A 24,344-nucleotide genomic window follows, 5' to 3' on the forward strand; every position below is an offset into this window, starting at 1 on the left:
GCGGGCGCCCCTACTGCCGCAGCTTCACCCCGCCGAGGGGTGCCGCCGCGAAGGGGGGGGCGCGCTCGTGCGTGGTGTAGGCGTTGGCGCTCCAGACGATGCCGTCCGTGGGCTCCACCGCCTCCACCAGGAACTTCGCCGGCATCCCCTGGAGCACGAACTGGTTGCCGACGATCGCGGTGGCCCCGGTGTTCATCAGCAGGATGTCGCTATAGGCCCCGGCCTTGATGTTGCTGTTGGCGCCGAGCTCCACGTTGGTGATGGCGTTGGGCGCATAGTATCCCAGCGAGGCGATGGAGAAGCCGCCCATCCAGTTGCCGTTGATCTCGCCACCCGAGAACTTGACGATGTTGCCGGAGTTCGAGGTCACGGACAGGCCGATCATGCTGCTGTAGATCGTGCAGTCCGAGAAGAAGTTCGCCGCCGGGCTGGTGATCGCCACGCCGAAGGTCGCCGGGCGCAGGGTGCCGCCGCCGGTATAGGGCCTGATGTGTTTCGCGTTCTGGAGATCGAGCGTGCGCTCGTCCACGACCGTGACGATCCAGTGACCGTTGGCCGGCAGGCCGAGCATGTCGCGCACGAAGACCTGATCCCCCGTCTGCTGGCCGTGGGGGAGCGCGGTGGTGATCCGCACCGCGCCCTCGGGGCTCCTGGCCGCCCCGGCGATGTCGAGGATCGGGACGATCCAGCCGCTGTCGATCCAGTCGGGGGTGAATCGGCTGCCGAGGAGGTCGAGGTGGTTGGCATCGACCACGGCCACCTTCCAGGTGCCGCGCGCGCCGGCCACCCCGTTCATGCCCCAGGCATCGACCAGCGTGCCGCTCGCCAGCCCGTGTGGCCGGTAGGTGGTGACGCGCGCGGCGCCGCTGCCGTTGTCGGCGATGCCGGTGATCGGCAGGCCCGCGCGCTGCGCTCCGTAGAACTGGCTGTTGAGGAAGCGCCAGTCGCCGGCGCCGTTGATCGTCAGGCCGTTGCGGCGCGGATGCGCCACCCAGAGGTTGAAGCTCTGCCCGGCATTGACGGAGAGGCCCACATAGACGCCGTCGCGCCCGGCGAACTTCACGGTGACGTCGCGCAGGTCCGCGCCCTGATAGTAGCCGCCGAGCGCCGTGGCGTCGTGCTTGAGGTCGGCGAAGTGGATGCCGTCGAGGCCGGTGCCGCTGCCGTCGATGGTGAGGTCGGCGATGCGCGGGCGCGACTGGTTGCCGTAGCCGCCGCTGCCCACGATCGTCAGGGCATGGCCCGTGGAGCCGGGACGCAGCTTCCACACCGTCGCCCCGGCGCCCGCGCCCTGGATGACGATGCCGGCGGTGCGCCGCGTGGTGTCGAGGGTCAGGCCGGTATGGGTGTAGGTGCCGGCGGGCGCGAAGCAGCGGCCGCCCGAGGCGACGCAGGCGTCGAGGAAGCCTTGCAGGGCCTTCGTGTCGTCGGACTTTCCGTCGCCCCGCGCGGCGAAGTCCCGGCGCAGGTCGAAATCCGCCCCCCGGCTTGCCGCCGCGCCTCCGGGAGCGCGGCCGACCTCGGCCGGCTGGCCCCGCGCGGCCGGCGCCTGCATCGCCAGGAGCAGGCAAAGCGCCGGCATCGGGAGCCGCGTTCGAGGCGAGCGCGCGAGACGCATCCAGGACGAGGACATGTGCGAGCCGGTCCCTTGCGATGCGCCTGCCGAGCCGCTCCGGCCATCACGGGAGCGCGCCGGGCCGCCTTATAGCCGCTTTCGGAAAGCCGGAAAGACGGGGCGCCGGTCGGCGGATTTCGTCGTCCCGCCGGCGAGTTGATTTTCATCTCGCCGATGCTAGGGAGGGTCGGCGTTCTGCCGAACGTCGCAACAATCGCCGAAGAATTGTGATTCCTCGTGAAGCGAATCTCGGAGCGGCGGGGCGGCGCATCCGGACATCTCGTGATCGACGCGCCTGACGCCGTGCCGCCGAACGGCACTCGGATCGTATTTCAGTGAGAGGCTCGATGACGTTTTCGGTCGTTGTTCCGGTCAAATGTGCTCCCGCCGGGCGGGGGGACGATCTGGAGCGGCTGCGTTTGCTGCTTTCCTCCCTGGAAAAGTTCTGGTCGGGAACGGGACAGCTTCCCATCCATTTGATCTGCCCGCGCGACGACATCGCGAAGATCGAGCCGATCTTGCAAGGGCGACATCCTCGCCTTCAGGTCAGCCTGCATGACGAGGTCGAGGTCGTTCCCCATCTCGGGCGCGGGACGAAGGCGGCGGGCTGGCTGAAGCAGCAGGCGATCAAGCTCAGCGTCCACAAGGTCGTGGCGGGCGACTTCGCCCTCGTCCTCGACGCGGATCTTTTCTGCACGCGCTCCTTCGACGACGGCGCTCTCTTCGTGAACGGGCGTGCCCTGACGGACTGGGTCGACCGCGGGAAGTTCCCGCGCTGGTGGTCCTATTCGGCCGAGGTGCTGCGCCTTCCCTCGCCGGGAGCGGGGCCCGGAATGGGCGTCACCCCGCAGCTTTTCTCGACGGCGGTGTGCAAGGCGCTGGAGGAGTATCTCGCGACGATCCACGGACCGGACCCCTACGCGACCCTTCTCGACCTCGACACCATCGTCGCCGACGCCAACGGCTACAACGGCTGGACCGAGTACACCCTGTACTGCCTGTTCGCCGAGAGGTTCGGCCTGATGGCCAAATACCATCTCAGCCAAGCGGAGGTCGCCGCCGCCGGAAAGCGGCTCGGATCGAGCGCGAGCGTGTGGGACAAGGATGCCCTCGCGGCATGGCTGGCCAAGCCCCTGGCCATCGATCCGAAAAGCTTCTTCACCGTCGTTCAGAGCAACACCCTGGTGGCTCCCGAGATCGTCGCCACGCATATCCGCGAGGGGCTCGGCCTGACGGATGTCTGATCCGTCCTACAGCCAGCCCTTGAGCCGGAAATAGAGGACCGGCGCGAGGGCGCTGACGACGATGAGCGCGAGGCCGTAGGGATAGCCGTAGGCCCAGCTCAGCTCGGGCATGTTCTTGAAGTTCATGCCGTACATCGAGGCCACCAGCGTCGGCGGTATGCCCACCACCGAGACCACGGTGAGCACCCGGAAGGTGTTGTTCTGCTCGATGTTGATGAGGCCCAGCGCCGCGTCGAGCAGGAACTGGACGTTCTCCGAGAGACGCGTCTCGAACTCGTCGAGGGAGGCGATGTCGCGGCGGATGGTCTCGAAGCGCGCGTCCTCCTCGCTTTGGAGCAGGCCCTCGCACTCGCCCGCCACGTAGGGGATGATCCGCTCCAGTCCGAGCAGGCTCGCCCGGATCTTGCCGAGCGCCTTCCCGCGACGGCCGATGCTGCGCAGGATCCGGCGCAGCGCCACGTCCCGGCGGCGGGGCGAGGAGGGCGCGGAGGGGTCCTTGCGCTTGGCACCGACGTCGAAATCGAAGATGCGCGTCGAGAGCGTGTCGAGGTCGCCGCTCATCTCCTCCAGCGCGTCGGCGAGGCCGTCGACGAGCTGCTCCATCAGCAGCAGGAAGATCTGCGTGCTGGTCTCGGCGGGGCCGTCCGCGTCGGCGAGCCGCGTCTTCACGTCCTCGAAGGCGCGCAGCTCGTGGAAGCGGATGGTGACGAGGTGATCCTTGGTCAGCACGAATCCGAGCGGCCGGAGCTGCGAATCCGCCTGCTCGAAGGTGATCATCGGGGTCGAGAGCGAGAGCCCGTTCTTCAGGCGGCGCAGACGGCTCGAACTCTCGACCTCGCTCAGCGCCTTGCGCGACGGCACCCGGATGCCCGTCGTCTCCTCGACGAGGCGCGCCTCCTCGGGGGAAGGATCGTTGAGGTCGAGCCAGACCGTGCCGGCGGAGACCGTGGCGGGCGGGCCGCCCGCATGCGCGATGGCGCCCTCGGGGCCGTTAAGGCTCAGCATGCGTCGGTCCGCCTGAAGGGGTGCGGCAGTCTTGACTTGCGCGGCGAGCGCGCCTACCTCGCCCCCATCGCTGGCACTCATTAGTTGAGAGTGCTAACGACTGCCGCTGAGGCGCCTGTCGCAGGCGCATCAACGCCATCCAGAGAATCGAAGCAAGAGGGCAGATATGAAGTTCCGTCCGCTGCACGACCGGGTCGTCGTCCGTCGCATCGAAGGCGAGGAGAAGACCAAGGGCGGCATCATCATCCCGGATACGGCCAAGGAGAAGCCCCAGGAGGGCGAGGTCGTCGCCGTCGGCCCCGGCGCCCGCGACGAGAACGGTCGCGTCAACGCGCTCGACGTCAAGGCCGGCGACCGCGTGCTGTTCGGCAAGTGGTCCGGCACCGAGGTCAAGATCGACGGTCAGGACCTCCTGATCATGAAGGAATCCGACATCATGGGCGTCGTCGCCTGATCTCGGTTTTCCGTCTTTCTTCCAGGCTCTTGGAGGCGGCCGTTCCGGCTGCCTTGGGGCGTGTTTCCAACATTCGAGAGGACTAGCAGATGGCAGCGAAGGACGTACGTTTCGGCGCCGATGCCCGCGAGAAGATGCTGCGCGGCGTCGACATCCTGGCCGACGCGGTCAAGGTGACGCTCGGCCCCAAGGGCCGCAACGTCGTGATCGAGAAGAGCTTCGGCGCTCCCCGCATCACCAAGGACGGCGTCACCGTCGCCAAGGAGATCGAGCTCGCCGACAAGTTCGAGAACATGGGCGCCCAGATGGTGCGCGAAGTGGCCTCGAAGACCAACGACATCGCCGGTGACGGCACCACCACCGCCACCGTGCTCGCCCAGGCGATCGTCCGCGAGGGCGCCAAGTACGTCGCCGCCGGCATCAACCCGATGGACCTGAAGCGCGGCATCGACCTCGCCACGGCCGCCGCGGTGAAGGACATCATCGCCCGCGCCAAGAAGGTCGCCTCCTCCGACGAGGTCGCCCAGGTCGGCACGATCTCCGCCAACGGCGACAAGGAGATCGGCGAGATGATCGCCCACGCCATGCAGAAGGTGGGCAACGAGGGCGTCATCACCGTCGAGGAGGCCAAGACCGCCGAGACCGAGCTCGACGTCGTCGAGGGCATGCAGTTCGACCGCGGCTACCTCTCCCCGTACTTCATCACGAACGCGGAGAAGATGGTCGCCGAGCTCGAGGATCCCTACATCCTCATCCACGAGAAGAAGCTCTCCTCGCTCCAGGCGATGCTCCCGGTCCTCGAGGCCGTGGTGCAGACCGGCAAGCCGCTCGTCATCATCGCCGAGGACATCGAGGGCGAGGCGCTCGCCACCCTCGTCGTGAACAAGCTGCGCGGCGGCCTCAAGGTCGCGGCCGTGAAGGCTCCGGGCTTCGGCGACCGCCGCAAGGCGATGCTCGAGGACATCGCGATCCTCACCAAGGGCCAGATGATCGCCGAGGACCTCGGCATCAAGCTCGAGAACGTGACGCTCCCCATGCTCGGCCGCGCCAAGCGCGTGCGCATCGAGAAGGAGAACACCACGATCATCGACGGCACCGGCGAGAAGGCCGACATCGAGGCCCGCGTCGGCCAGATCAAGGCCCAGATCGAGGAGACCACCTCGGATTACGACCGTGAGAAGCTCCAGGAGCGTCTCGCCAAGCTCGCTGGCGGCGTCGCGGTGATCCGCGTCGGCGGCGCGACCGAGGTCGAGGTCAAGGAGAAGAAGGACCGCGTCGACGACGCCCTCAACGCCACCCGCGCGGCGGTCGAGGAAGGCATCGTCCCCGGCGGCGGCACGGCGCTCCTGCGCGCCAAGAAGGCCGTCTCCGCGCTGACCTCCGACATCCCGGACGTCCAGGCCGGCATCAAGATCGTGCTGAAGGCGCTTGAGGCCCCGATCCGCCAGATCGCCGAGAACGCCGGCGTCGAGGGCTCGATCGTGGTCGGCAAGATCACCGACAACACGGGCTCCGAGACCTTCGGCTTCAACGCCCAGACCGAAGAGTACGTGGACATGATCCAGGCCGGCATCGTCGACCCGGCCAAGGTCGTGCGCACCGCCCTTCAGGACGCCTCCTCGGTGGCCGGCCTCCTCGTCACCACCGAGGCCATGGTCGCCGACGCGCCGAAGAAGGACGCAGCCCCGGCCATGCCGGGCGGCGGCGGCATGGGCGGCATGGACTTCTAAGAGGTCCGACGCTCGTCGCGAGACGAACGGGGGTCGCCGAAAGGCGGCCCCTTTTTCGTATCCGGCGGCTGTTCGCGAGGCGGACCGTTCCGCTAGAACGGCACCTCCATGAGCCTTCTCTCGCGCCTCTTCCGCAGCAGCGGCCAGCCCGCCGCGTCGCCGCCTCCCGTCGCCGCCACGCGCGGCTATGCCGTGTGCGGGGCGCCGCGCTCCGGCAGCAACTATTTCTGCGAGATTCTGGGCAGCACGGGGGTGCTCGGGCAGCCGCGCGAGTATTTCAACGGCGCGGTCCGGCGCCTGCGCGACGATCCCACCTACCCGGACGACCCGCGCGATCAGATAGGCCGCATCCTGACCATGGGCGCCACCGCCAACGGCGTGTACGCGCTCAAGCTCTTCCCCGGCCTGTTCGATACCGTCGCGCCGCATCTGCGCCTGACCGAGATGCTGCCGAACCTCACCTTCGTCCGGCTGCGCCGCCGGGACGTGCTGGGACAGGCGATCTCCTGGGTCCGCTCGATCCAGTCGCAGCAGTTCCGCTCCACCGACGCGGTACGGGGAGAGATCGCCTATGACGGCGAGGCGATCCGCACCTATGTGGCGCAGGTCTGCCAGCGCAACGCGCGCTGGGAGATGTTCTTCGCCCGTACCGGGATCGAGCCCATCGAGGTGCTCTACGAGGACATCGCCGCCGCGCCGCAGCCGGCGGTGGAGCGGATCGCCCGCGCGATGGGGGTCGATCCCGCCCCGGTGATCGATCCGGACGGAATCGCGCTGCGCGTCCAGCGCGACGAGGCGAGCCAAGCCTGGCGGGAGCGTTTCATCCGCGAGCTCGGCGACCCGAACAGCCTCGACCCCGCCGAGATGCTGGCGCGGACGCTGTAGCGGCGGGCATTTTCATACGGCTTCGGGGCGATCGGTTCGGTGTCGCCCGGCGCCCCTCTCCCCCCTGCGGGAGAGGGTGGCCCGCGAAGCGGGTCGGGAGAGGGGAGCGACAGTGCCGGATAGCGCGCTCCCCTCTCCCGACCCTCGCTGACGCGAGGCCCACCCTCCCCCGCAAAGGGGGGAGGGAGACGCGCGTTGCCGAACCGATCAAGCGGAAACGATATCAGCCGGCCCGGCGCCCGCAGCGGACATAGGAGGACGAGCCCTTGCCGCTCGTCCAGGTGAGCCGGTCTCCGTCGACCACGAGCCGCACCTGCGAGGACCAGCGCCGGCCCCGGTCGCTGCAATCGGCCGCCATCTGCCAGCCGTTTCCGGCGCGGCGGCCGTCGTGGAAGCTGCAAATGGTGCGTCCGGCCCGCGCCCCCTCTGCAGTGATCGTCGCCGGGATGTAGCCTCGCCGGCGCGAGCGGGCCCCGCAGGCGGCGCCTGTCGGCCCCCATGTCCCGACGAACTCCGCCCGGTCGCCGATCCCCGGCGCGGGCGACGCGGCGGCGGCATCGGCCTCGGCCTTCGAGAGCTGCGGCCCCGATCTCAGACCGGCGAGGCGGATGGCGGGCTCGGGCTCGGGCCGCGCCCTCGACACGGCCGGCACGGCCTCCGGACGGGCGGCGAGATCGGCCGCGATCTGGAAGGCGGCCGGGTCGTTGCGCAGGGCGACGCCGCCGTCGAGACCCGGAGCGGAGCGCGCCGGAGGATCGTCCGAGAGATAGGCGATGCTGTAGCTGAACAGCGCCCCCCACCCGGCCGAGAGCACGACCAGCAACGCCATGCCGCGCCGCGAGCGCCTGCGGGCGGGGACGGCGGGCGGCGTCGGGGGGGATACGGTCACGGGCAGGAAGGCGCAGGACGGCGCGCCGGAGACCGGATCGGCTCCCGCATCCATCGTCGCGCTGCTCAAGCCCATGGCCATGTCCGCCCTCCCCGGCGGCCGCTCAGCGGCCGAAGATGCCTTTCAGGAACTGTGCCGTCCGGTTGCGCTTCTTCTTGCGCTCCAGCTCGGAGGCATCCTTGAGCCAGGCCACCTGCACCACCCGGCGCTCGCCCTCGAACGGCTCGTGGCCGTGCCAGGAATTGTCGGCGCGCAGGAAGGCGAACATCGTGCCCATGGTGGGGGGCACCTCGACGGCGAAGGGCTCGTAGTTCTTGCCGTCGTAGAGCACCCGCAGGCGGCCGGCGGCCGGCGCGTCCCAGGCGTCGTTCATGTAGACGAGGAGCGTCAGCACCTTCGAGGGGCCGTCCGTGTGGATCGAGCCGTATTTCGGCTGGCTTCGCTTCATGATCGTGGTGAGGCGCGGGCAGGACACGAGGTCGACCCCGAACTTGTCGCCGATGATCTTGGAAAACGCGTCGCTCTCCAGTTCCTCGATCAGGGCCTTGAAGCGGCCCTTCAGCGCCACCTCGTCCACGGTGAGGTAACCGGGCTTGGCGATGTCGGGAAAATCGCGGCGGATCTCGTCGATCGCCTCGGGGTTGAGGACATCGTTGCCGAGGGCATAGGCGTAGGGCTGGCGTGCGAGAGGCGCGGCGCGCACCGCCTCGAGATTCAGGATCGAGAGGCCGGACATCTGAGTGATCCCTGACGATGACATGGCCCGAACGCGCGCGGACCGCCTGCTCCCGTTTTCATCGAAACGAAGTCTTAACGGTTCTTTGCGTTCGGGGAATCCCCTAAACGGCCCGATTGCGGCGCGGGCACGGCGGCGGCCTCGCATAGCGTCTCCCCGGCAACATCCCCCGGCCATTCCCGCCCGAGGGCCCCCGCCCCTTCCCGCCGCCGGAGGAAACTGCCATGCTTGGCCGTTCGCCGCGGCACAGGCATCCACCGCTTCCCATGGCAAGGCCCGCCCTCGTTCTCCTGCTCGGCCTCGCCACGGCGATGCCGGCAAGCGGGCAGACACGCATTCCCACCACACGCATGAGTTGCGCCGACGCCATCGAGACCGTGAAGCGCGACGGATCGGCCGTGCTCAGCACCGGCCGGGGCCAGCCCGAGCGCTTCGTGCGCGACCGCAACGTCTGCGAGTTCTCGGAGGTGGCCGAGCTCCGCTTCGTCCCCACCCGCGACAACCCGCAATGCCCGATCGGCTACCGCTGCCGGGAGCCGGGCTTCGAGGAATGGGACTGGCAGTAGCGCCCGCCGCCCGGCCGGCGCCTCCCCGCCGGGCGCATGTCCGATCATTCACGTGACAAGCGGCCATCCGCGCCACTATCTCGCCACGCCGCGCCATCACTGCCGGACGGTCCGTGCTCCTGTCCCGGAGCGGGGCCGCGATCCGGCGGCGGGCGGCATGGGCTTTTTCGGGAGACGCGTGTGGCAGCGATCAAAGGCGGCCTCGGCCTGCAAGCCCTCATCACGGGCGCCGTCGCCCTGCTTCTGATGATCGTGCCGGGGATTCCCTCTCCGCCCCTCTACGTGTCGCTGGCGGGTCTCGCCATGGCCGGCATCCTGCTGGCCTCCGGCAATCTCTCCGCCTACCTGAAGGTCTTCGTCTCGGTCTACGGGATCGGCTACCTGCTGCTCGCGGGCGCGAAGACGCTGGCGGCGGCCGGGGTTCTGCCGCCGACGCTGGCGGCGCTCCTGCCCCCGGCCTTCGCGGCCACCGGCGCCGTGGTCTTCGCGGCAATCGTGCTGGCGATCTCCTACCTGAAGCCGATCCGCGAGATCACGCATATCGCCGATCCGTATTTCGCCAACAGCGACGCGCCGACCAAGGAGATCGGCCTGTTCCGCTGGTTCGGCAGCACGGAAGGCCGGATCGGGCAGCGGCTGGTGGCGCTCTCGATCTTCGTGAACTTCGCCGACGTGGCCCTGACGCTGCGCTTCAACTTTCTTTACCGCGACATCTACAACTCGCTTCAGGAATATAACGCCGATGCCTTCTGGTATCAGGTGGTGTGGATCTTCATCCCGCTCGCGGTGCTCAACGTCGCCATCGGGATGTTCGACATCTTCGTCGATTCCTCCCTCCATATCCGCTGGCGGACCTGGCTGACGCGCAGCTTCTTCGAGCGTTGGCTCGACCGGGGCACGCATTACCGCATCCCCTTCACCGGCGAGCAGGCCGACAACCCGGACCAGCGCATCCAGAGCGACGTCAACCTGTTCATCCAGCAGACGGCGGCGATCTCGATCAAGCTGCTGTCGCAGGCGGCGCAGCTCGTCTCCTTCATCGTCATCCTGTGGACGCTCTCGCGCGACTTCGTGCTGCCCTTCACCGACACGGTGGTGCCGGGCTTCCTGGTCTGGCTGGTGATCGCCTATGCGGTGGTCGGCACCTGGCTCACCCACATCATCGGCAAGCCGCTGATCGGGCTCGATTTCCGCCAGGAGCAGGTGGAAGCCGACTTCCGCTTTTCGCTCGCCCGTAACCGCATCTACAGCGAGCAGATCGCGCTGCTGCGCGGCGAGCGCGCCGAATCGGTACGGCTGTGGTCGCTCTATCGCGAGATCATCTCGAACTACGTCGGCATCATCTTCCGCAAGATCAAGCTGATCGCCTTCACCTTCAGCTACCGGCAGACGAGCGCCCTGTTTCCGCTGGTGATCGCCGCGCCGTCGTTCTTCCTCAAGAAGATCACCCTCGGCACCCTACAGCAGACCTCGGACGCGTTCAGCAACGTCCAGAACTCGCTGTCGTTCTTCATCAACGCCTACATCACCCTGGCGTCCTACAAGGCGAACACCAACCGCCTGACCTCTTTCAAGCGCGCCATGACCAAGGCGGAAGCTTTGTCAGCCGCCGGCTACGGGCTCGTTCAGGGCAACGAAGCCAAGACTGACGTCACGGCCAGCGACCTGCGGCTCGCCCTGCCCGACGGCCGCGAGATCGTCGCCGCCGACCGGATCGCGCTGACCAAGGGCGCCGCGACCCTGCTCACCGGCCCCTCGGGATCGGGCAAGTCCACGCTGTTCCGCGCCATCGCCGGCATCTGGCCCTTCGGCAAGGGCCGCGTCGACGTGCCGGCCGGACATTCCGCGCTGGTGCTGCCGCAGCGGCCCTACATCCCGCTCGGCACCCTGCGCGGGGCCGTGGTCTACCCGAACACCACGGACCAGTTCCCCGATACCGTCATCCGCGAGGCGCTGGAGGCGGCCCAGCTCGGCCATCTGGCGACCAAGCTCGACGAGGTCGAGACCTGGGACCGCGTGCTCTCGGGCGGCGAGCAGCAGCGCCTCGCCATCGCGCGCGCGCTCCTCGCCAAGCCGGACTGGCTCTTCCTCGACGAATCCACCGCGGCCCTCGACGAGCCGAGCGAGGCGGCGATCTACCGGATGCTGCGCGAGCGGCTTCCCGGCACCACCATCGTCTCCATCGGCCACCGCTTGACGCTCAACGCGCTGCACGACCGCCGCATCGACATGAAAGCCGCCGGGGACGGGCGCTTCGAGCCACGCGAGATCCCGGTGCTTCAGCCGGCTCAGTGACGGATCGGCGGGCGAAGTCTCGCGACGGATCGCCCGGCACGGTCCCGACATGAATCCCATCCGACGCGGTATTGTCAGATCATCGCCGCCGCAAACACCCGAAGCTTCGCCTTGATGGTGTATGAACACATACACAATCGACAATTCGACTGCTCACGTTTTCGGGAACATCCATCAAACCATGCCGTTTCCTCCCGACAACAACCAACGGAGGAACGCATGAAGATCGTCACCGCTCTTGCGGGCGCCGCCCTGCTGGCCATGAGCTCGGCCGCGATGGCCGCGCCCTGCACCACCGGCACCACGGTCGGCAACGAGAAGAACACCAACAAGAGTTCGTCCGTCGATCCCGGCTCCACCACCAAGGTGAGCCCCGGCGCCAAGGGCGAGTCGCCCGGCACGGTCGGCGCCATGAACAATGCCGGCTCCGCCGCCGCGACCTCGCCGTCCGACGTCAGGAAGCAGGACGAGGGCAAGCAGACGGCCTCGCAGGAAGCCAAGGGCGACGGCTGCTGATCGCCCACTGCACCCGATCATTCAGCGCCCGTCCGGTCCGTCCGGGCGGGCGTTCGCGTGTCGAGAGGTCAGACCGGCCGCAGGCGGGAGGCGGCTTCCGCCGCGCGCCGGATCGCGGCGGTATCGGGCGATCCGGACGGCACGACCCAGCTTCCGCCAACGCACAGCACCGGCTTGAGCGCCAGCCAGTCCCCGGCGGTGGCCTCGGTGATCCCGCCCGTGGGGCAGAAGCTGACCTGACCGAAGGGACCGGAGAGCGCCTTCAGCGCCTTGATGCCGCCGGCGGCCTCGGCGGGGAAGAACTTGAAATGGTCGAGCCCGAAATCGAGCCCGCGCATGATGTCGGCCGAGTTGGCGATGCCGGGCAGATAGGCGATGCCGCGATCGAGCGCGGCTTCCGTCAGCGGCGCCGTCAGGCCGGGGCTCACGATGAAGGTGGCGCCCGCCTCCATGGCGGCGTCGAGGTCACGCGGGTTGAGCACCGTCCCCGCGCCGACGACGGCGCCCTCGACTTTCGCCATCTCGCGGATCACATCGAGGGCGGCCGGGGTGCGCAGGGTGACTTCGAGGGCCGTCAGGCCACCGGCGACCAATGCCTCGGCGATGGGCTGGGCATGGGCCGCGTCCTCGATCACGAGGACCGGGATCACCGTGACCGAGCGCATCAGGGCGTCGATATTCAGCATGCGGGCTCTCCTGCGTATTCTCGATCGCGGCGGTGGATCAGAGGCCGGCGGCGGCGAGCAGCGCCGAGGCGCCCTGCTCGGCGGTATCGCAGCCCTGGCGCATGAAGGCGAACAGCTCGCGGCCGGTGCCGAAGGCCGGCGTCGGCTGCACCGCCTCCTCGCGGGCGGCGAGTTCAGCCTCGTCCACGAGGACTTCGAGCAGCCCCTCCTCGGCGCTGAGCCGGACAACATCGCCGTCGCGGATCTTGCCGATGATGCCGCCGCCGAGGGCTTCCGGGCTCAGGTGGATCGCCGCCGGCACCTTGCCGGAGGCCCCCGACATCCGCCCGTCCGTGACGAGAGCGACCTTGTGGCCGCGATCCTGGAGGACGCCGAGCGGCGGGGTCAGCTTGTGAAGCTCCGGCATGCCGTTGGCGCGCGGCCCCTGGAAGCGCACCACGACGATGACGTCCTTCTCCAGTTCCCCCGCCTTGAAGGCCTTGATGACGTCGTCCTGATCCGAAAAGACGCGGGCCGGCGCCTCGACGGTGCGGCGGCTCTCGTCCACGGCGCTGGTCTTGAAGGTGGCGCGACCGAGATTGCCCTTCACCAGCCGCATGCCGCCGTCCGGCTGGAACGCGGCCGCCGGCTTCCGCAGCATCTGCTCGTCGCGGCTCTCGGCGGGGGCGTCCTCGAAGACCAGTTCCTCGCCCTCGAGCCTCGGGTCGCGGGCATGGTCGCGCAGGCGGGCGCCGGAGACCGTCAGGATGTCGTCATGCAGGAGCCCGGCATCGATCAGGCTGGCGATGACGAAGCTGATGCCGCCGGCCGCGTGGAAGTTGTTCACGTCCCCCGGACCGTTCGGATAGACCCGCGCGATCAGCGGCACGACGGCCGAGAGCCGGTCGAAATCCTCCCAGTCGAGCACGATGCCCGCCGCCCGCGCGATGGCCGGCAGGTGGATGGCGTGGTTGGTCGAACCGCCCGTCGCCAGCAGCCCGACCACGGCGTTGACGATGGCCTTCTCATCGATGCAGCGCCCGAGGGGCCGGTAGTCGTTGCCGTCGGCGCCGATCTCGGTGAGGCGGTGGATCGCGGCCCGCGTCACCGCCTGGCGCAGCTTCGTGCCGGGGTTGATGAAGGAGGCGCCGGGCATGTGCAGGCCCATCACGTCCATCATCATCTGGTTGGAATTGGCGGTGCCGTAGAAGGTGCAGGTGCCCGCCCCGTGATAGGACGCGGCCTCCGAATCGAGCAGCTCCTCGCGGCCCACCTTGCCCTCGGCATAGAGCTGGCGGATGCGCTGCTTCTCCTTGTTGGCGAGGCCGGAGGGCATGGGGCCCGCCGGAATCAGGATCGTCGGCAGGTGGCCGAAGCGCAGCGCGCCCATCAGCAGCCCCGGCACGATCTTGTCGCAGATGCCGAGCAGCGCCGCGCCGTCATACATGCCGTGGCTCAGCGCCACGGCGGTGGAGAGCGCGATGGTGTCGCGCGAGAACAGCGACAATTCCATGCCGAGCTGGCCTTGCGTGACCCCGTCGCACATGGCCGGGGTGCCCCCCGCGACCTGAGCCGTCGCTCCGCGCTCGCGGGCGAAGACCCTGATCTGGTCGGGGTAGCGCGCATAGGGCTGATGGGCCGACAGCATGTCGTTATAGGCGGTGACGATGCCGATATTCATCGTCCGCCCGGCGCGGATCGCGGCCTTGTCCTCTCCCGATGCGGCGAAGCCGTGGGCGAGGTTGCCGCAGGCCAGCGTCGGCCGGTGCACGCCGCTCTCGCGCTCGCGCTCGATCAGGTCGAGATAGGCGCGCCGCGAATCCTTCGAGCGGGCGACGACGCGCTCGGTGACGGCCGCGACCTCGGGATGAATCTCGGTCATGCCTCGCATCCTTTCGTCGGAACGGAACCGCCGCGCCCGATCACCCGGCCGCGCATCGGCGGCGCGGGACGTGTCGTGTAAACGTTTTCAAATCCAGCTTCCAGCCTGCCGGAGGCGGCGGCGAAGCGCATGCCTCGCCGCCATCTCCGACCGCTCTCAGTATTCCCAGAAGATGCGTTGCAGCTCCTTCGGGTCGTTGGTCTTGGTCAGCGCCACCGCCGCGAGGATCTTGGCCTTCTGCGGGTTGAGATCGTGGGCGACGACCCAGTCGTACTTGTCGTCGGGCTGCTCGGCGTTGCGCAGGACGAAGCCGTCGGCGACCCGCGAGGAACGGATGATCTGCACGCCCCGGCCGCGCACCGCGCGAAGGGTGTCGACGAGATAGCCGGCCACCGAGCCGTTGCCGGTGCCGGCATGGATGATCGCCTTCGCTCCGGCATCGGCCGCGCGGGTGTAGGGTTCCGGGCTCATGTTGCCGGAGCCGTAAACGATGGCGACCTCCGGCAGCGTGTCGATGGCGTCGATGTCGAACTCGGAGCTCACCCCACGCCGCTTCACCGGCGCGCGGAAGTAATAGGTCTTGCCCTCGACCACCATGCCGAGCGCGCCCCACTGGCTCCCGAAGGCGTTGGGACGGATGTTGATGCGCTTGGCGGCGTCGCGGCCGGACTGGATCTCGTCGTTCATGGTCACGAGCACGCCCATCCCCTTGGAGCGCGGGCTCGCGGCGGTGACGACCGCGTCGTAGAGGTTCAGCGGACCGTCCGCCGAGATCGCCGTGGACGGGCGCATCGAGCCGACCACCACGATCGGCTTGTCGCTGCGCACCACGAGGTTGAGGAAGAAGGAGGTCTCCTCCAGCGTGTCCGTGCCGTGGGTGATGACCACCCCGTCGACATCGGACTGCTTGAGCAGCGCCGAGACCCGCTTGGCCAGCGTCACGAGATCGGCATTGGTGAGGCTTTCGGAGGCGATCTGGAAGACCTGCTCGCCGCGCACGTTGGCGACGTTCGCCATCGCCGGAACGGCCGCGATCAGCTGGTCCACCGGCACCTTGGCCGCCTTGTAGGTGGCGCTGTTGCTGGAATCGGCGCCGGCCCCCGCGATGGTGCCCCCCGTGGCGAGGATGACGATGTTGGCCTTGCCCGCGACGGCGGCGGGGGCAGCGGGCTGGGGGGCCTCGAGGGCGTGGAGGGATACGGGCGCCGCGACGAGCGCGATTCCGGCGAGGAGGGGCAGAAGCGTGCGGCGCGTGTGGGCGGCAATGGCGTGGAGCATGAGCTGTGCGCGATCCATCCGTGAGCGGTGCGGCATCATGGAACGGCGCGCACGCAAGATGAAGGCCGCGCGCCCGAAAACCTCGGGGCCGGGTTCGGCCCCTACGGCCGGATCCAGGCGCTCCAGAGCATGCCGAGCCCGGAGACCAGCATCAGGCCGTCCATCACCCGGCGGAAGAGATCCGGGGAGAGGCGCATCACGAAGGGTTTGGCGATGAAGGCGCCGGCCATCAGCGAGCCCCCCACGACGAGCCCCTTCGCGAGGAGGTCGGCGGGCAGCGCCCCGAAACCCCGGAAGGTCAGGGTCTTGGCGGCGTAGACCGCGAGCGACCCGGCGGCCTCGGTGCCGATGAAGGCGCCCTTCGCCAGCCCGTAGCCGACGAAGACCGGCACCGAGATCGGCCCCGTCGAGACGACGATTCCCGTGAGGAAGCCGATGAGCGCGCCCGCGAGCGCCACCTGCGCGAGCGACAGCCGGACGAAGCGGGCCGCGAAGGCGTGCCGGGCGGGAATCATCGCCAGCAGGAACAGCCCGATGGCGATGTCGACGGCGCGCGGGGGCAGCACCAGCAGCGTGCGAGCCCCGAGCACCGCCGCAGGCGCACCTGTTCCCGCATAGGCGGCGAAGGCGCGCCCATCGACCTCGCGCCACCAGGCCAGCACCCGCGAGACGTTCGCGATCAAGGCCGCCACGGCCATGATCGGCACGGCCTCCTTGGGGCCGTAGACCGCCGCCAGCACCGGCACGAGCATGATCGACGAGCCCGTCCCGACGATGCCGCTGACGACCCCGGCCACCAAGCCGACGACGAGGATGAAGACGAGACCCATGCCGGCTCAGGAAGATGGTGCGGACGGCGGGACTCGAACCCGCACGGCCTTGCGGCCGCAAGATTTTAAGTCTCGTGCGTCTACCGGTTCCGCCACGTCCGCTCGCGGGGTGCGGTAGCCGGCCGAAGGGTTCAGATCAAGCGCCGGGTGGGGTCCAGCCGTAGAGCCAGGCGTAGCGCTCGCGCATGCCGTCGGGGCCGAGGCGGCGCATGGCGGCGTCGCGGCAAAAGGCGACGAGGCCGCCGGCATGGTAGGTCCGGCCATTGGCGAGGGCCGCCTTGCGCACCGTCGTGGCGCGGGGCCGCCGCGCCTTGTCGTAGGCCGCGAGCGCCGCCGACACGTCCGTTTCGGCGAGACAGGCGGCGAGCACGGCCGCATCCTCGATGGCGAGCGCCGCGCCTTGCGCCAGGAAGGGCAGAACCGGATGCCCGGCGTCGCCGAGCAGCGCCACCCGCCCGCGCGCCAGCACGCGCGCCACCGGCCGCTCGGCCAGCGACCAGACCAGCCAGGAATCGGGCAGCATCAGCAGCTCGGCGAGCGGCGGGGCGGCGTCGCGGAACTGCGCGCGCAGCACCGCCGGCTCGCCGAGCCGTCCCCAATCCTCGTCGCCCTGACGCTCGGGCACGACCGCGACCACGTTGAGCGACGCGCCGCCCCGGATCGGATAATGCACCACATGCCGGCCCCGGCCGAGCCAGAGGCCGGTGGCGTCTCCCTGGAGCTCCGGAGGCGCCGTCTCGCGCGGCACGGTCGCGCGCCATGCCGCCATGCGGGCCGTTGCGATGGGCCGCTCGTCGAGATGGCCGCGCAGGCGCGAGCGCAGGCCGTCCGCGCCGATGGCGAGATCGGCCCGCAGCGTCTCGGTGCGCAGGCCGCCGCCGCTCTCCACCGTCAGCGTGACCGACTCGGCCGTCTCGGACAGGCCCGTGACCTCCCGCCCCACCATGAGGCGGATGCCGGGGCGGCCGCGCACGGCGTCGAGCAGCAGCGTCTGGAGATCGGCGCGGTGGATGACGTAATAGGGCGCGCCGAAGCGTTCGCGCGCTTTGCTCCCGAGCGCCACCGCCCCGATCGTCCGGCCGTCCGCGAGACGGCGCACCTCGACGCCCGGCGGCTCCGACGCCGCCCGGCGCAGCGCCCCGGCGAGGCCGAGGGAGGCCAGCACCCGGCTGGCGTTCGGCGAGAGCTGGAGCCCGGCGCCGACCTCGCTGAAGCCGGTCCGGCGCTCGATCAGGGTCACGGAATGGCCGGCGTCGCTCAGCGCGAGCGCGGCGGTCAGGCCGCCGATCCCGGCCCCCACGATGGCGATGTCGAGGCTTGCCACGGCGGCGGATGCGCCTTCCGAGCCGGCGCGCCTACTCGGCCGCCAGCGCGGTGTCGTGCCAGACGCAGGCCTCCGGGTCGGCGTGGCCGGCCTTCAGCGTCGGACGGTAGCGGTAGAGCGTCGAGCAGTACTGGCAGATGATCTCCTCGTCGGCGCCCATGTCGAGGAAGACGTGCGGGTGGTCGAAGGGCGGCAGCGCGCCGATGCACATGAACTCCTTCGAGCCCACATGGATGACCGCCACGCCGAGGTCGTTGTGGAAATGCGGTACCGCCTTGTCAGCCATCGCTCGCCTGGTCCCGTGTGATCGACCGCCGGAGCCCGCGATGCGGGTCTCGGGCCGGCGCCTTCCGAGGCGGAATCGTCTAGCCCGTCGCGCGGCGCAAGCCTAGGGGCCGCTTGCAGGTGGGCGCCGCGCGGTGTTGCGGGTTGGCGCCCGCGCGCGCCGGCCCTACAAGGAGCGTCGGGCAGCGCGTCGGCGCCCTCGCCCGCACGATCCCTCGTCACCACGCTCCCCGAATGACCCAGCAAGACCAGGCCACGGCCAAGGACGGTTCCGCAGGCGGACGCCGCGCACCGATGCCGCCGATCCACGGCCCCGAGGCGTTCGAGGGGATGCGCCGCGCCGGCCGCCTCACGGCGGAAGCGCTCGACCTGCTCATGGAAGCGACGGCGCCGGGCGTGACCACCGAGCATCTCGACAGGCTCGCCTACGAGTTCGCCATGGACCACGGCGCCTACCCGGCCTCGCTGTTCTATCGCGGCTATCCGAAATCGATCTGCACTTCGGTCAACCACGTCGTCTGCCACGGCATCCCCAACGACAAGCCCCTGCGCGAGGGCGACATCGTCAATCTCGACCTCTGCCTGATCCTCGACGGCTGGCACGGGGATTCGAGCCGCATGGCCTTCGTCGGCGAGGTGCCGCGCAAGGCCGCGCGCCTGTGCGAGATCACCTACGAGGCGCTGATGCGGGGCGTCGCGGCGGTGCGGCCGGGCGGCTCCACCAACGATATCGGCCGCGCCATCCAGACCTACGCGGAGGCCGAGCGCTGCTCGGTGGTGCGCGATTTCTGCGGCCACGGCCTCGGGCTCACCTATCACGACGCGCCGACCATCCTGCACTATGTCGAGGCGAGCTACGACGTGCCGCTGATGCCCGGACAGCTCTTCACCGTCGAGCCGATGATCAATCTCGGCCGCCCGGCGGTGAAGGTCCTCGCGGACGGCTGGACCGCCGTGACGCGGGACCGCTCCCTCTCGGCGCAGTTCGAGCACACGGTGGGCGTGACGGAGACGGGCGTGGAGATCTTCACGGTGTCGCCCAAGGGCCTGCACCAGCCCGCGAACGTCGCCTCCTGAGCGGCGCTCCGCGTGGCCAGGCGCCCCTCGGCGGATGCTTTGATGGAGGCGCCGGGCGTTCCGATACTCGCATCGGCCGAGGTCGAGGCGCCCCATCATGTCGGCCACCGGGAGCGCCTGCGCGAGCGCTTCGCCAAGGGCGGCGCCGAGGCGATGCCCGATTACGAGCTGCTCGAACTCACGCTGTTCCGCTCGATCCCGCGCCGGGACGTGAAGCCCCTGGCCAAGGCGCTGATCGCCCGCTTCGGCAGCTTCGCGGAGGCGATCGCCGCCGAGCCGGCGCGGCTCGCCGAGGTCGACGGCATCGGCCCGGCGGTGATCGCGGACCTGAAGCTGATCGAGGCGGCCGGACGCCGGCTGGCGCGCGGGGAGATCGTCGGCCGGCCCCTGCTGGCCTCGTGGAACGCGGTGCTCGACTATTGCCGCGTCACCATGGCCTTCGGGACGCGCGAGCAGTTCCGGGTGCTCTTCCTCGACAAGCGCAACCACCTCATCGCGGACGAGGTGCAGGGCCAGGGCACCGTCGACCATACGCCGGTCTATCCCCGCGAGATCGCGCGCCGCGCGCTCGAGCTCTCGGCCACCGCGATCATCCTCGCGCACAACCACCCGTCCGGCGATCCGGCCCCGTCGCGGGCCGACATCGCCATGACACGGGAGGTCGTCTCGATCCTGGCGCCCTTGAAGATCACCGTGCACGACCATGTGATCCTCGGCAGGGACGGGCATGCGAGCATGAAGGCGCTGAAGCTGTTTTGACCGCTGAACGAGCGCCGAACCTCGCCGTCCGTATCCGAGTGGCGCGAAAATAAGCAGGCGGTTCCGGCGCCGGCCAGCAACCTTTGCATGGCGCGCCTCTTGCCTTTAGCCTGTGCAGTAAGGGAGCACGAGATGGCCGGTGTGGCGTTCGACGAGATGACCGGGTTCGAGGTCGATACCTCCAATCCCGCCGCGGTCCGCGACGCCTATGCCGCCCTGAAGTCGTGGCTCGATGCCACGCCCGCCGACCAGTTCAACACCCGCCGCAGTCAGGCCGAGCTCCTGTTCCGCCGCATCGGCATCACCTTCGCGGTCTATGGCGAGACCGATTCCACCGAGCGGCTGATCCCCTTCGACATCATCCCTCGGGTGCTGACGAAGCCCGAATGGGATTTCCTGGAGCGCGGGCTGAAGCAGCGCGTCACCGCCATCAACGCCTTCCTCAGCGACGTCTACGGCGCGCAGGAATGCATCAAGGCCGGCATCATCCCGGCCGATCTCGTCTACAAGAACGCCCACTACCGGATGGAGATGCGCGCCTTCAGGGTGCCGCACAACCTCTACGTCCACATCGCCGGCATCGACATCGTGCGCACCGGCGAGAACGACTTCTTCGTGCTGGAGGACAACGCCCGCATCCCGTCGGGGGTGTCCTACATGCTCGAGAACCGCGAGGTGATGCTGCGCCTCTTCCCGGACCTCTTTTCGCGCCACCGGGTCGCGCCGGTCGAGAACTACCCGGACGCGCTGCTCGCCACGCTCCGCAGCCTCGCCCCGAGCACCGCGACCCGCGACCCCACCGTCGCGCTGCTGACACCGGGGCGCTACAACTCGGCCTTCTACGAGCACTCGTTCCTGGCGGACAAGCTCGGCGTCGACCTCGTGGAGGCGTCCGACCTCTTCACCAAGGACGACGTGCTCTACATGCGCACCACCGAAGGCCCGCGCCGGGTCGACGTGGTCTACCGCCGGCTCGACGACGACTTCCTCGATCCACTGGTGTTCAAGCCGGATTCGGTGCTCGGCGTGCCGGGGATCATGAACGCCTACGAGCGCGGCAACGTCACCCTCGCCAACGCCGTCGGCACCGGCGTGTCGGACGACAAGGCAGTCTACAGCTACATGCCGGAGATCGTGAAGTTCTTCACCGGCGAGGAGCCGATCCTCAAGAACGTGCCGACCTATCGCTGCCGCGAGAAGGAAGCCTTCTCCTACGTGATGGACAATCTCGGGGAGCTCGTGGTGAAGGAGGTCAACGGCTCGGGCGGCTACGGTATGCTCGTCGGCCCGCACGCCACCAAGCGCGAGATCGAGGAGTTCGGGCGCCGCATCCGCCACGCGCCGGACGGCTTCATCGCGCAGCCGACCCTCTCGCTCTCGACCTGCCCGACCTTCGTCGCCTCGGGGGTCGCCCCCCGCCATGTCGACCTGCGGCCCTTCGTCCTCTGCGGGGCCGACCAGATCCGCATCGTGCCGGGCGGCCTGACCCGCGTGGCGCTGAAGGAGGGCTCCCTCGTGGTCAATTCCAGCCAGGGCGGCGGCACCAAGGACACCTGGGTGCTCGACGCCTGACGGCGCCGACGCCTCCCGAACACCGCGATCCATTTCTCCCGGCGCTCGAGCCGGCCAGACCAGACCACGGAAGCCCATGCTCTCCCGGACCGCAGACAACCTCTACTGGCTCTCACGCTACGTCGAGCGGGCCGAGTTCGTCGCGCGCATCCTCGATGCCGCCCATCGTCTCGCCTCGCTGCCGACGAGCTACGGCGGCGGCGAGACCAACGAGTGGGATTCGGCGCTGGCCTCGGCCGGCGACGAGACGGTGTTCAAGCAGCATTACGACGCGGTCAACGCCGATACGGTCTGCAACTTCCTCGCCTTCAGCCCGCACAACGTCTCCTCGATCCGCTCCTGCATCGAGACCGCCCGCGAGAACGCCCGCAGCGTGCGCACGGCGCTCACCACCGAGATGTGGGACACGATCAACGGCGCCTGGCTGGAGCTGCGCAACTACGAGGGCCGCGACCTCAACCGCGAGGAGTTCTCCCGCTTCCTCGACTGGGTGAAGGGCATCTCCCTCACCTTCGACGGCTCGGCCTACCGGACGATGCTGCGGAACGACACCTACTGGTTCACGCGCCTCGGCACGGCGATCGAGCGGGCCGACAACACCGCGCGCATCCTCGACGTGAAGTACCAGATCCTGCTGCCGGACACCGAGAAGGTCGGCGGCAGCCTCGACTACTTCCAGTGGACGACGATCCTGCGCGAGGTCTCGGCCTTCAACGCCTATCACTGGGTCTACCGGGAGAGCGTGAAGCCGCTGCTGGTGGCGGACCTCCTCATCCTCAACCGGCAGATGCCGCGCTCCTTCGCGAACTGCTACGGCGTGCTCGTGGAGCATCTCGACCTGATCGCAGACGCCTACGGGCGCCGGGGCCCGAGCCAGCGGCTAGCCAGCAACCTGCTCGCGCGGCTGGAGAGCGAGGACATCGACCGCATCTTCCTGTCGGGGCTGCACGAGTTCGTGGAAGCCTTCATCGCGGAGAACAATCGAGTCGGCGAAGCGATCGCGACGCAGTATCTGGTCTGACACATCCGGTCTGACACCCGCCGCGAATCGGGGCCGCCCATGCGCATCCGCGTCGTTCACGAGACGATCTATTCCTACGAGCAGCCGGCCCGCGGCCTGATCCAGGTGCTGCGGCTGACGCCGCGCGACCATGACGGGCAGTATGTCCGCCGCTGGCGGATCGAGCCCTCCGTGGACGGGCGGCTGACCGAGCGCGAGGACGGGTTCGGCAACGTGGTCCACTGGTTCACGCCGGACGTGGCCTCGGACGCGCTGGTCATCCGCGTGACCGGCGAGGTCGACACCAACGAGACCCACGGCATCGTGCGCGGCGCCGTCGAGCGCCTGCCGGACCTGTTCTACCTGCGCGAGAGCGACCTGACGCTGCCGAGCACCGGCATCCAGGAATTCGCCCTCGGCGTGGCGGAGGCGGGCGACCGCGCCCCCCTGCCCTGTCTCCACCGCCTGCTCTCGGCGGTGCACGGGCACATGGCCTTCGTCGGCGGCCCGGCGAGCACCGCGACCGATGCCGCGAGGGCCTTCGAGGCCAAGCAGGGCGTCTGCCAGGACATCGCCCATGTCTTCATCGCCGCCGCGCGCCATATCGGCATCCCGGCGCGCTACGTGTCCGGCTACCACCGCCGGGAGGACGGAGAGGCCGAGCACGAGGCCGGCCACGGCTGGGCCGAGGCGCTGGTGCCCGATCTTGGCTGGGTCGGGTTCGACCCGGTCCACGAATGTGCCACCACGGAAGCCTATATCCGCGTCGCGGCGGGGCTCGACTATCTCGGCGCCGCGCCGATCCGGGGAAGCCGCACCGGCGGAGGCACCGAAACGCTGGACGTGACGCTGCGGGTGGAGCAAGCACAGACCGCCACGCAACAGTGATCCGCCAGCGGATCGCGGGAGCGGTTTCGAGCGCGGCGGATGCTGGTTCGCGCTAGGGAACCTCGCCTCCCGCCGAGCCCGCCGCCAGGAAAGCAGACGTCATGACCTACTGCGTCGGAGTCCTCGTCGAGGACGGGCTCCTGATGATCGCCGACACCCGCACCAATGCCGGGCTCGACGACATCTCCACCTATCGCAAGCTCCACAACTTCTCGGTGCCGGGCGAGCGCGTGATGATGCTCGCCTCCGCCGGCAACCTCTCTGTGACGCAGTCGGTGCTCAGCCTGCTCGCCGAGGGCGTCGAGGGGCCGGAGGGGGGCCCTCCGCAGAAGCTCGTCGAGGCGACGACCATGTTCCAGGCGGCGCAGACCGTGGGCCGCGCCATCCGCCAGGTCCGCTCCATAGAGCGGCCCGGTTTCGAGGCGGCCAACCTGCGCTTCGAGGTCAGCTTCCTGTTCGGTGGCCAGATCGGCGACGAGCCCATGCGGCTGTTCCTGATCTATTCGGCCGGCAACTTCATCGAGTGCAGCAAGGACGCACCCTATCTCCAGATCGGCGAGCACAAATACGGCAAGCCGATCCTCGACCGCGCGGTGAAGTTCGAGACCGACCTCTACGAGGCCCTGAAGGTCGGGCTCGTCTCGATGGATTCGACCATGCGCTCGAATCTCGGGGTGGGGCTGCCCATCGACATCGCCGTGGCGCGCCGCAACGCGCTGACCCTCGAGGTCGACCACCGCATCGAGGCGGGCGACCCTTACTTTCACGACCTGCGCGAGCGCTGGTCGGCGGCCTTGCGCGCGGCCCACAAGGCGATTCCGCGCCCGCCCTACGGCCCGGCGCGCTAGA

Annotated in this window: 23 protein-coding genes and 1 tRNA gene; 13 read left to right on the forward strand and 11 right to left on the reverse strand. The window is 69.2% G+C overall.

Features of this window, described 5'->3' with window-relative positions:
• Window positions 1-10: 10 nt before the first annotated feature.
• The gene (locus tag ACP56T_RS03720) at window positions 11-1,582 is read right to left on the reverse strand and encodes a glycosyl hydrolase family 28-related protein (protein WP_430910756.1); all 1,572 of its coding nucleotides are present in this window, start codon (window positions 1,580-1,582) and stop codon (window positions 11-13) included.
• Window positions 1,583-1,962: 380 nt separating this feature from the next.
• On the opposite strand from ACP56T_RS03720, the gene ACP56T_RS03725 reads away from it, so the two are divergent.
• On the forward strand, window positions 1,963-2,859 hold the full coding sequence (locus tag ACP56T_RS03725; RefSeq protein ID WP_430910757.1) for a DUF6492 family protein: 897 nt from the start codon (window positions 1,963-1,965) through the stop codon (window positions 2,857-2,859).
• A gap of 6 nt (window positions 2,860-2,865) precedes the next feature.
• Here the strand turns inward: ACP56T_RS03725 and ACP56T_RS03730 are convergent, their stop codons facing one another.
• Window positions 2,866-3,864, reverse strand: coding sequence for a magnesium transporter CorA family protein (locus ACP56T_RS03730; protein WP_430910758.1), 999 nt, complete (start codon window positions 3,862-3,864; stop codon window positions 2,866-2,868).
• Window positions 3,865-4,030: 166 nt separating this feature from the next.
• On the opposite strand from ACP56T_RS03730, the gene groES reads away from it, so the two are divergent.
• The 3 genes from groES to ACP56T_RS03745 all read left to right on the forward strand — a co-directional run bounded on the left by groES (window position 4,031) and on the right by ACP56T_RS03745 (window position 6,933).
• On the forward strand, window positions 4,031-4,318 hold the full coding sequence (gene groES / locus ACP56T_RS03735; RefSeq protein WP_430910759.1) for a co-chaperone GroES: 288 nt from the start codon (window positions 4,031-4,033) through the stop codon (window positions 4,316-4,318).
• An 89-nt stretch (window positions 4,319-4,407) separates the two neighbouring features.
• Window positions 4,408-6,048: a chaperonin GroEL gene (gene groL, locus ACP56T_RS03740; protein ID WP_430910760.1), complete on the forward strand. Its 1,641-nt coding sequence runs from the start codon at window positions 4,408-4,410 to the stop codon at window positions 6,046-6,048.
• Window positions 6,049-6,156: 108 nt separating this feature from the next.
• Entirely contained in the window at window positions 6,157-6,933 is a 777-nt protein-coding gene (locus tag ACP56T_RS03745) for a Stf0 family sulfotransferase (protein WP_430910761.1), read from the forward strand.
• A gap of 223 nt (window positions 6,934-7,156) precedes the next feature.
• On the opposite strand, the gene ACP56T_RS03750 is transcribed toward ACP56T_RS03745, so the two are convergent.
• Both ACP56T_RS03750 and ACP56T_RS03755 read right to left on the reverse strand, forming a co-directional pair.
• The gene (locus ACP56T_RS03750; RefSeq protein ID WP_430910762.1) at window positions 7,157-7,903 is read right to left on the reverse strand and encodes a peptidase inhibitor family I36 protein; all 747 of its coding nucleotides are present in this window, start codon (window positions 7,901-7,903) and stop codon (window positions 7,157-7,159) included.
• 22 nt (window positions 7,904-7,925) lie between these two features.
• Window positions 7,926-8,558 carry a 2OG-Fe(II) oxygenase family protein gene (locus ACP56T_RS03755; RefSeq protein ID WP_430910763.1) on the reverse strand — a complete coding sequence of 211 codons (633 nt, stop codon included), beginning with the start codon at window positions 8,556-8,558 and terminating at the stop codon, window positions 7,926-7,928.
• A 266-nt stretch (window positions 8,559-8,824) separates the two neighbouring features.
• Between ACP56T_RS03755 and ACP56T_RS03760 the strand changes: the two genes are divergently transcribed.
• The 3 genes from ACP56T_RS03760 (at window position 8,825) to ACP56T_RS03770 (ending at window position 11,935) form a co-directional block, all read left to right on the forward strand.
• Complete coding sequence (locus ACP56T_RS03760) at window positions 8,825-9,124, forward strand: hypothetical protein (protein WP_430910764.1); 300 nt, start codon at window positions 8,825-8,827, stop codon at window positions 9,122-9,124.
• 180 nt (window positions 9,125-9,304) lie between these two features.
• Window positions 9,305-11,419: an ABC transporter ATP-binding protein/permease gene (locus tag ACP56T_RS03765; protein WP_430910765.1), complete on the forward strand. Its 2,115-nt coding sequence runs from the start codon at window positions 9,305-9,307 to the stop codon at window positions 11,417-11,419.
• Window positions 11,420-11,638: 219 nt separating this feature from the next.
• A complete protein-coding gene (locus ACP56T_RS03770; protein ID WP_430910766.1) occupies window positions 11,639-11,935 on the forward strand; it encodes a hypothetical protein in 297 nt (98 codons plus the stop codon).
• 68 nt (window positions 11,936-12,003) lie between these two features.
• Here the strand turns inward: ACP56T_RS03770 and eda are convergent, their stop codons facing one another.
• From eda to ACP56T_RS03805, 7 genes are all read right to left on the reverse strand, one after another.
• Window positions 12,004-12,621, reverse strand: coding sequence for a bifunctional 4-hydroxy-2-oxoglutarate aldolase/2-dehydro-3-deoxy-phosphogluconate aldolase (gene eda, locus ACP56T_RS03775; protein WP_430910767.1), 618 nt, complete (start codon window positions 12,619-12,621; stop codon window positions 12,004-12,006).
• A gap of 37 nt (window positions 12,622-12,658) precedes the next feature.
• Window positions 12,659-14,482, reverse strand: a complete 1,824-nt coding sequence (gene edd, locus ACP56T_RS03780) for a phosphogluconate dehydratase (protein ID WP_430910768.1) — start codon at window positions 14,480-14,482, stop codon at window positions 12,659-12,661.
• A 156-nt stretch (window positions 14,483-14,638) separates the two neighbouring features.
• On the reverse strand, window positions 14,639-15,760 hold the full coding sequence (locus ACP56T_RS03785) for a type II asparaginase (protein ID WP_430910769.1): 1,122 nt from the start codon (window positions 15,758-15,760) through the stop codon (window positions 14,639-14,641).
• A gap of 101 nt (window positions 15,761-15,861) precedes the next feature.
• The gene (locus tag ACP56T_RS03790; protein ID WP_430910770.1) at window positions 15,862-16,590 is read right to left on the reverse strand and encodes a sulfite exporter TauE/SafE family protein; all 729 of its coding nucleotides are present in this window, start codon (window positions 16,588-16,590) and stop codon (window positions 15,862-15,864) included.
• 15 nt (window positions 16,591-16,605) lie between these two features.
• Window positions 16,606-16,692, reverse strand: a tRNA-Leu gene (locus tag ACP56T_RS03795).
• Window positions 16,693-16,726: 34 nt separating this feature from the next.
• The gene (locus tag ACP56T_RS03800; protein WP_430910771.1) at window positions 16,727-17,914 is read right to left on the reverse strand and encodes an FAD-dependent oxidoreductase; all 1,188 of its coding nucleotides are present in this window, start codon (window positions 17,912-17,914) and stop codon (window positions 16,727-16,729) included.
• A gap of 31 nt (window positions 17,915-17,945) precedes the next feature.
• Window positions 17,946-18,200, reverse strand: a complete 255-nt coding sequence (locus ACP56T_RS03805; protein ID WP_430910772.1) for a zinc-finger domain-containing protein — start codon at window positions 18,198-18,200, stop codon at window positions 17,946-17,948.
• A 233-nt stretch (window positions 18,201-18,433) separates the two neighbouring features.
• Between ACP56T_RS03805 and map the strand changes: the two genes are divergently transcribed.
• The 6 genes from map (at window position 18,434) to ACP56T_RS03835 (ending at window position 24,343) form a co-directional block, all read left to right on the forward strand.
• Complete coding sequence (map, locus tag ACP56T_RS03810; protein ID WP_430910773.1) at window positions 18,434-19,276, forward strand: type I methionyl aminopeptidase; 843 nt, start codon at window positions 18,434-18,436, stop codon at window positions 19,274-19,276.
• A 42-nt stretch (window positions 19,277-19,318) separates the two neighbouring features.
• Window positions 19,319-20,035: a RadC family protein gene (gene radC / locus ACP56T_RS03815; RefSeq protein WP_430910774.1), complete on the forward strand. Its 717-nt coding sequence runs from the start codon at window positions 19,319-19,321 to the stop codon at window positions 20,033-20,035.
• Between the two features lie 132 nt (window positions 20,036-20,167).
• Complete coding sequence (locus ACP56T_RS03820) at window positions 20,168-21,607, forward strand: circularly permuted type 2 ATP-grasp protein (RefSeq protein ID WP_430910775.1); 1,440 nt, start codon at window positions 20,168-20,170, stop codon at window positions 21,605-21,607.
• A 76-nt stretch (window positions 21,608-21,683) separates the two neighbouring features.
• A complete protein-coding gene (locus ACP56T_RS03825; RefSeq protein WP_430910776.1) occupies window positions 21,684-22,628 on the forward strand; it encodes an alpha-E domain-containing protein in 945 nt (314 codons plus the stop codon).
• Window positions 22,629-22,667: 39 nt separating this feature from the next.
• Entirely contained in the window at window positions 22,668-23,495 is an 828-nt protein-coding gene (locus tag ACP56T_RS03830; protein ID WP_430910777.1) for a transglutaminase family protein, read from the forward strand.
• Between the two features lie 101 nt (window positions 23,496-23,596).
• On the forward strand, window positions 23,597-24,343 hold the full coding sequence (locus ACP56T_RS03835) for a proteasome-type protease (protein WP_430910778.1): 747 nt from the start codon (window positions 23,597-23,599) through the stop codon (window positions 24,341-24,343).
• The last annotated feature ends 1 nt before the right edge of the window (window position 24,344 follow it).

Source organism: Methylobacterium endophyticum, assembly GCF_050591105.1.
Taxonomy (GTDB): Bacteria; Pseudomonadota; Alphaproteobacteria; order Rhizobiales; family Beijerinckiaceae; genus Methylobacterium.

Bases quoted from the DNA above. Each gene is read 5' to 3' on its own strand.
- ACP56T_RS03720 (WP_430910756.1), bottom strand. From the start codon at position 1,582: ATGCCGGCGCTTTGCCTGCTCCTGGCGATGCAGGCGCCGGCCGCGCGG.
- ACP56T_RS03725 (WP_430910757.1), top strand. From the start codon at position 1,963: ATGACGTTTTCGGTCGTTGTTCCGGTCAAATGTGCTCCCGCCGGGCGG.
- ACP56T_RS03730 (WP_430910758.1), bottom strand. From the start codon at position 3,864: ATGCTGAGCCTTAACGGCCCCGAGGGCGCCATCGCGCATGCGGGCGGC.
- groES (WP_430910759.1), top strand. From the start codon at position 4,031: ATGAAGTTCCGTCCGCTGCACGACCGGGTCGTCGTCCGTCGCATCGAA.
- groL (WP_430910760.1), top strand. From the start codon at position 4,408: ATGGCAGCGAAGGACGTACGTTTCGGCGCCGATGCCCGCGAGAAGATG.
- ACP56T_RS03745 (WP_430910761.1), top strand. From the start codon at position 6,157: ATGAGCCTTCTCTCGCGCCTCTTCCGCAGCAGCGGCCAGCCCGCCGCG.
- ACP56T_RS03750 (WP_430910762.1), bottom strand. From the start codon at position 7,903: ATGGCCATGGGCTTGAGCAGCGCGACGATGGATGCGGGAGCCGATCCG.
- ACP56T_RS03755 (WP_430910763.1), bottom strand. From the start codon at position 8,558: ATGTCCGGCCTCTCGATCCTGAATCTCGAGGCGGTGCGCGCCGCGCCT.
- ACP56T_RS03760 (WP_430910764.1), top strand. From the start codon at position 8,825: ATGGCAAGGCCCGCCCTCGTTCTCCTGCTCGGCCTCGCCACGGCGATG.
- ACP56T_RS03770 (WP_430910766.1), top strand. From the start codon at position 11,639: ATGAAGATCGTCACCGCTCTTGCGGGCGCCGCCCTGCTGGCCATGAGC.
- eda (WP_430910767.1), bottom strand. From the start codon at position 12,621: ATGCTGAATATCGACGCCCTGATGCGCTCGGTCACGGTGATCCCGGTC.
- edd (WP_430910768.1), bottom strand. From the start codon at position 14,482: ATGACCGAGATTCATCCCGAGGTCGCGGCCGTCACCGAGCGCGTCGTC.
- ACP56T_RS03785 (WP_430910769.1), bottom strand. From the start codon at position 15,760: ATGCTCCACGCCATTGCCGCCCACACGCGCCGCACGCTTCTGCCCCTC.
- ACP56T_RS03790 (WP_430910770.1), bottom strand. From the start codon at position 16,590: ATGGGTCTCGTCTTCATCCTCGTCGTCGGCTTGGTGGCCGGGGTCGTC.
- ACP56T_RS03805 (WP_430910772.1), bottom strand. From the start codon at position 18,200: ATGGCTGACAAGGCGGTACCGCATTTCCACAACGACCTCGGCGTGGCG.
- map (WP_430910773.1), top strand. From the start codon at position 18,434: ATGACCCAGCAAGACCAGGCCACGGCCAAGGACGGTTCCGCAGGCGGA.
- radC (WP_430910774.1), top strand. From the start codon at position 19,319: ATGGAGGCGCCGGGCGTTCCGATACTCGCATCGGCCGAGGTCGAGGCG.
- ACP56T_RS03820 (WP_430910775.1), top strand. From the start codon at position 20,168: ATGGCCGGTGTGGCGTTCGACGAGATGACCGGGTTCGAGGTCGATACC.
- ACP56T_RS03825 (WP_430910776.1), top strand. From the start codon at position 21,684: ATGCTCTCCCGGACCGCAGACAACCTCTACTGGCTCTCACGCTACGTC.
- ACP56T_RS03830 (WP_430910777.1), top strand. From the start codon at position 22,668: ATGCGCATCCGCGTCGTTCACGAGACGATCTATTCCTACGAGCAGCCG.
- ACP56T_RS03835 (WP_430910778.1), top strand. From the start codon at position 23,597: ATGACCTACTGCGTCGGAGTCCTCGTCGAGGACGGGCTCCTGATGATC.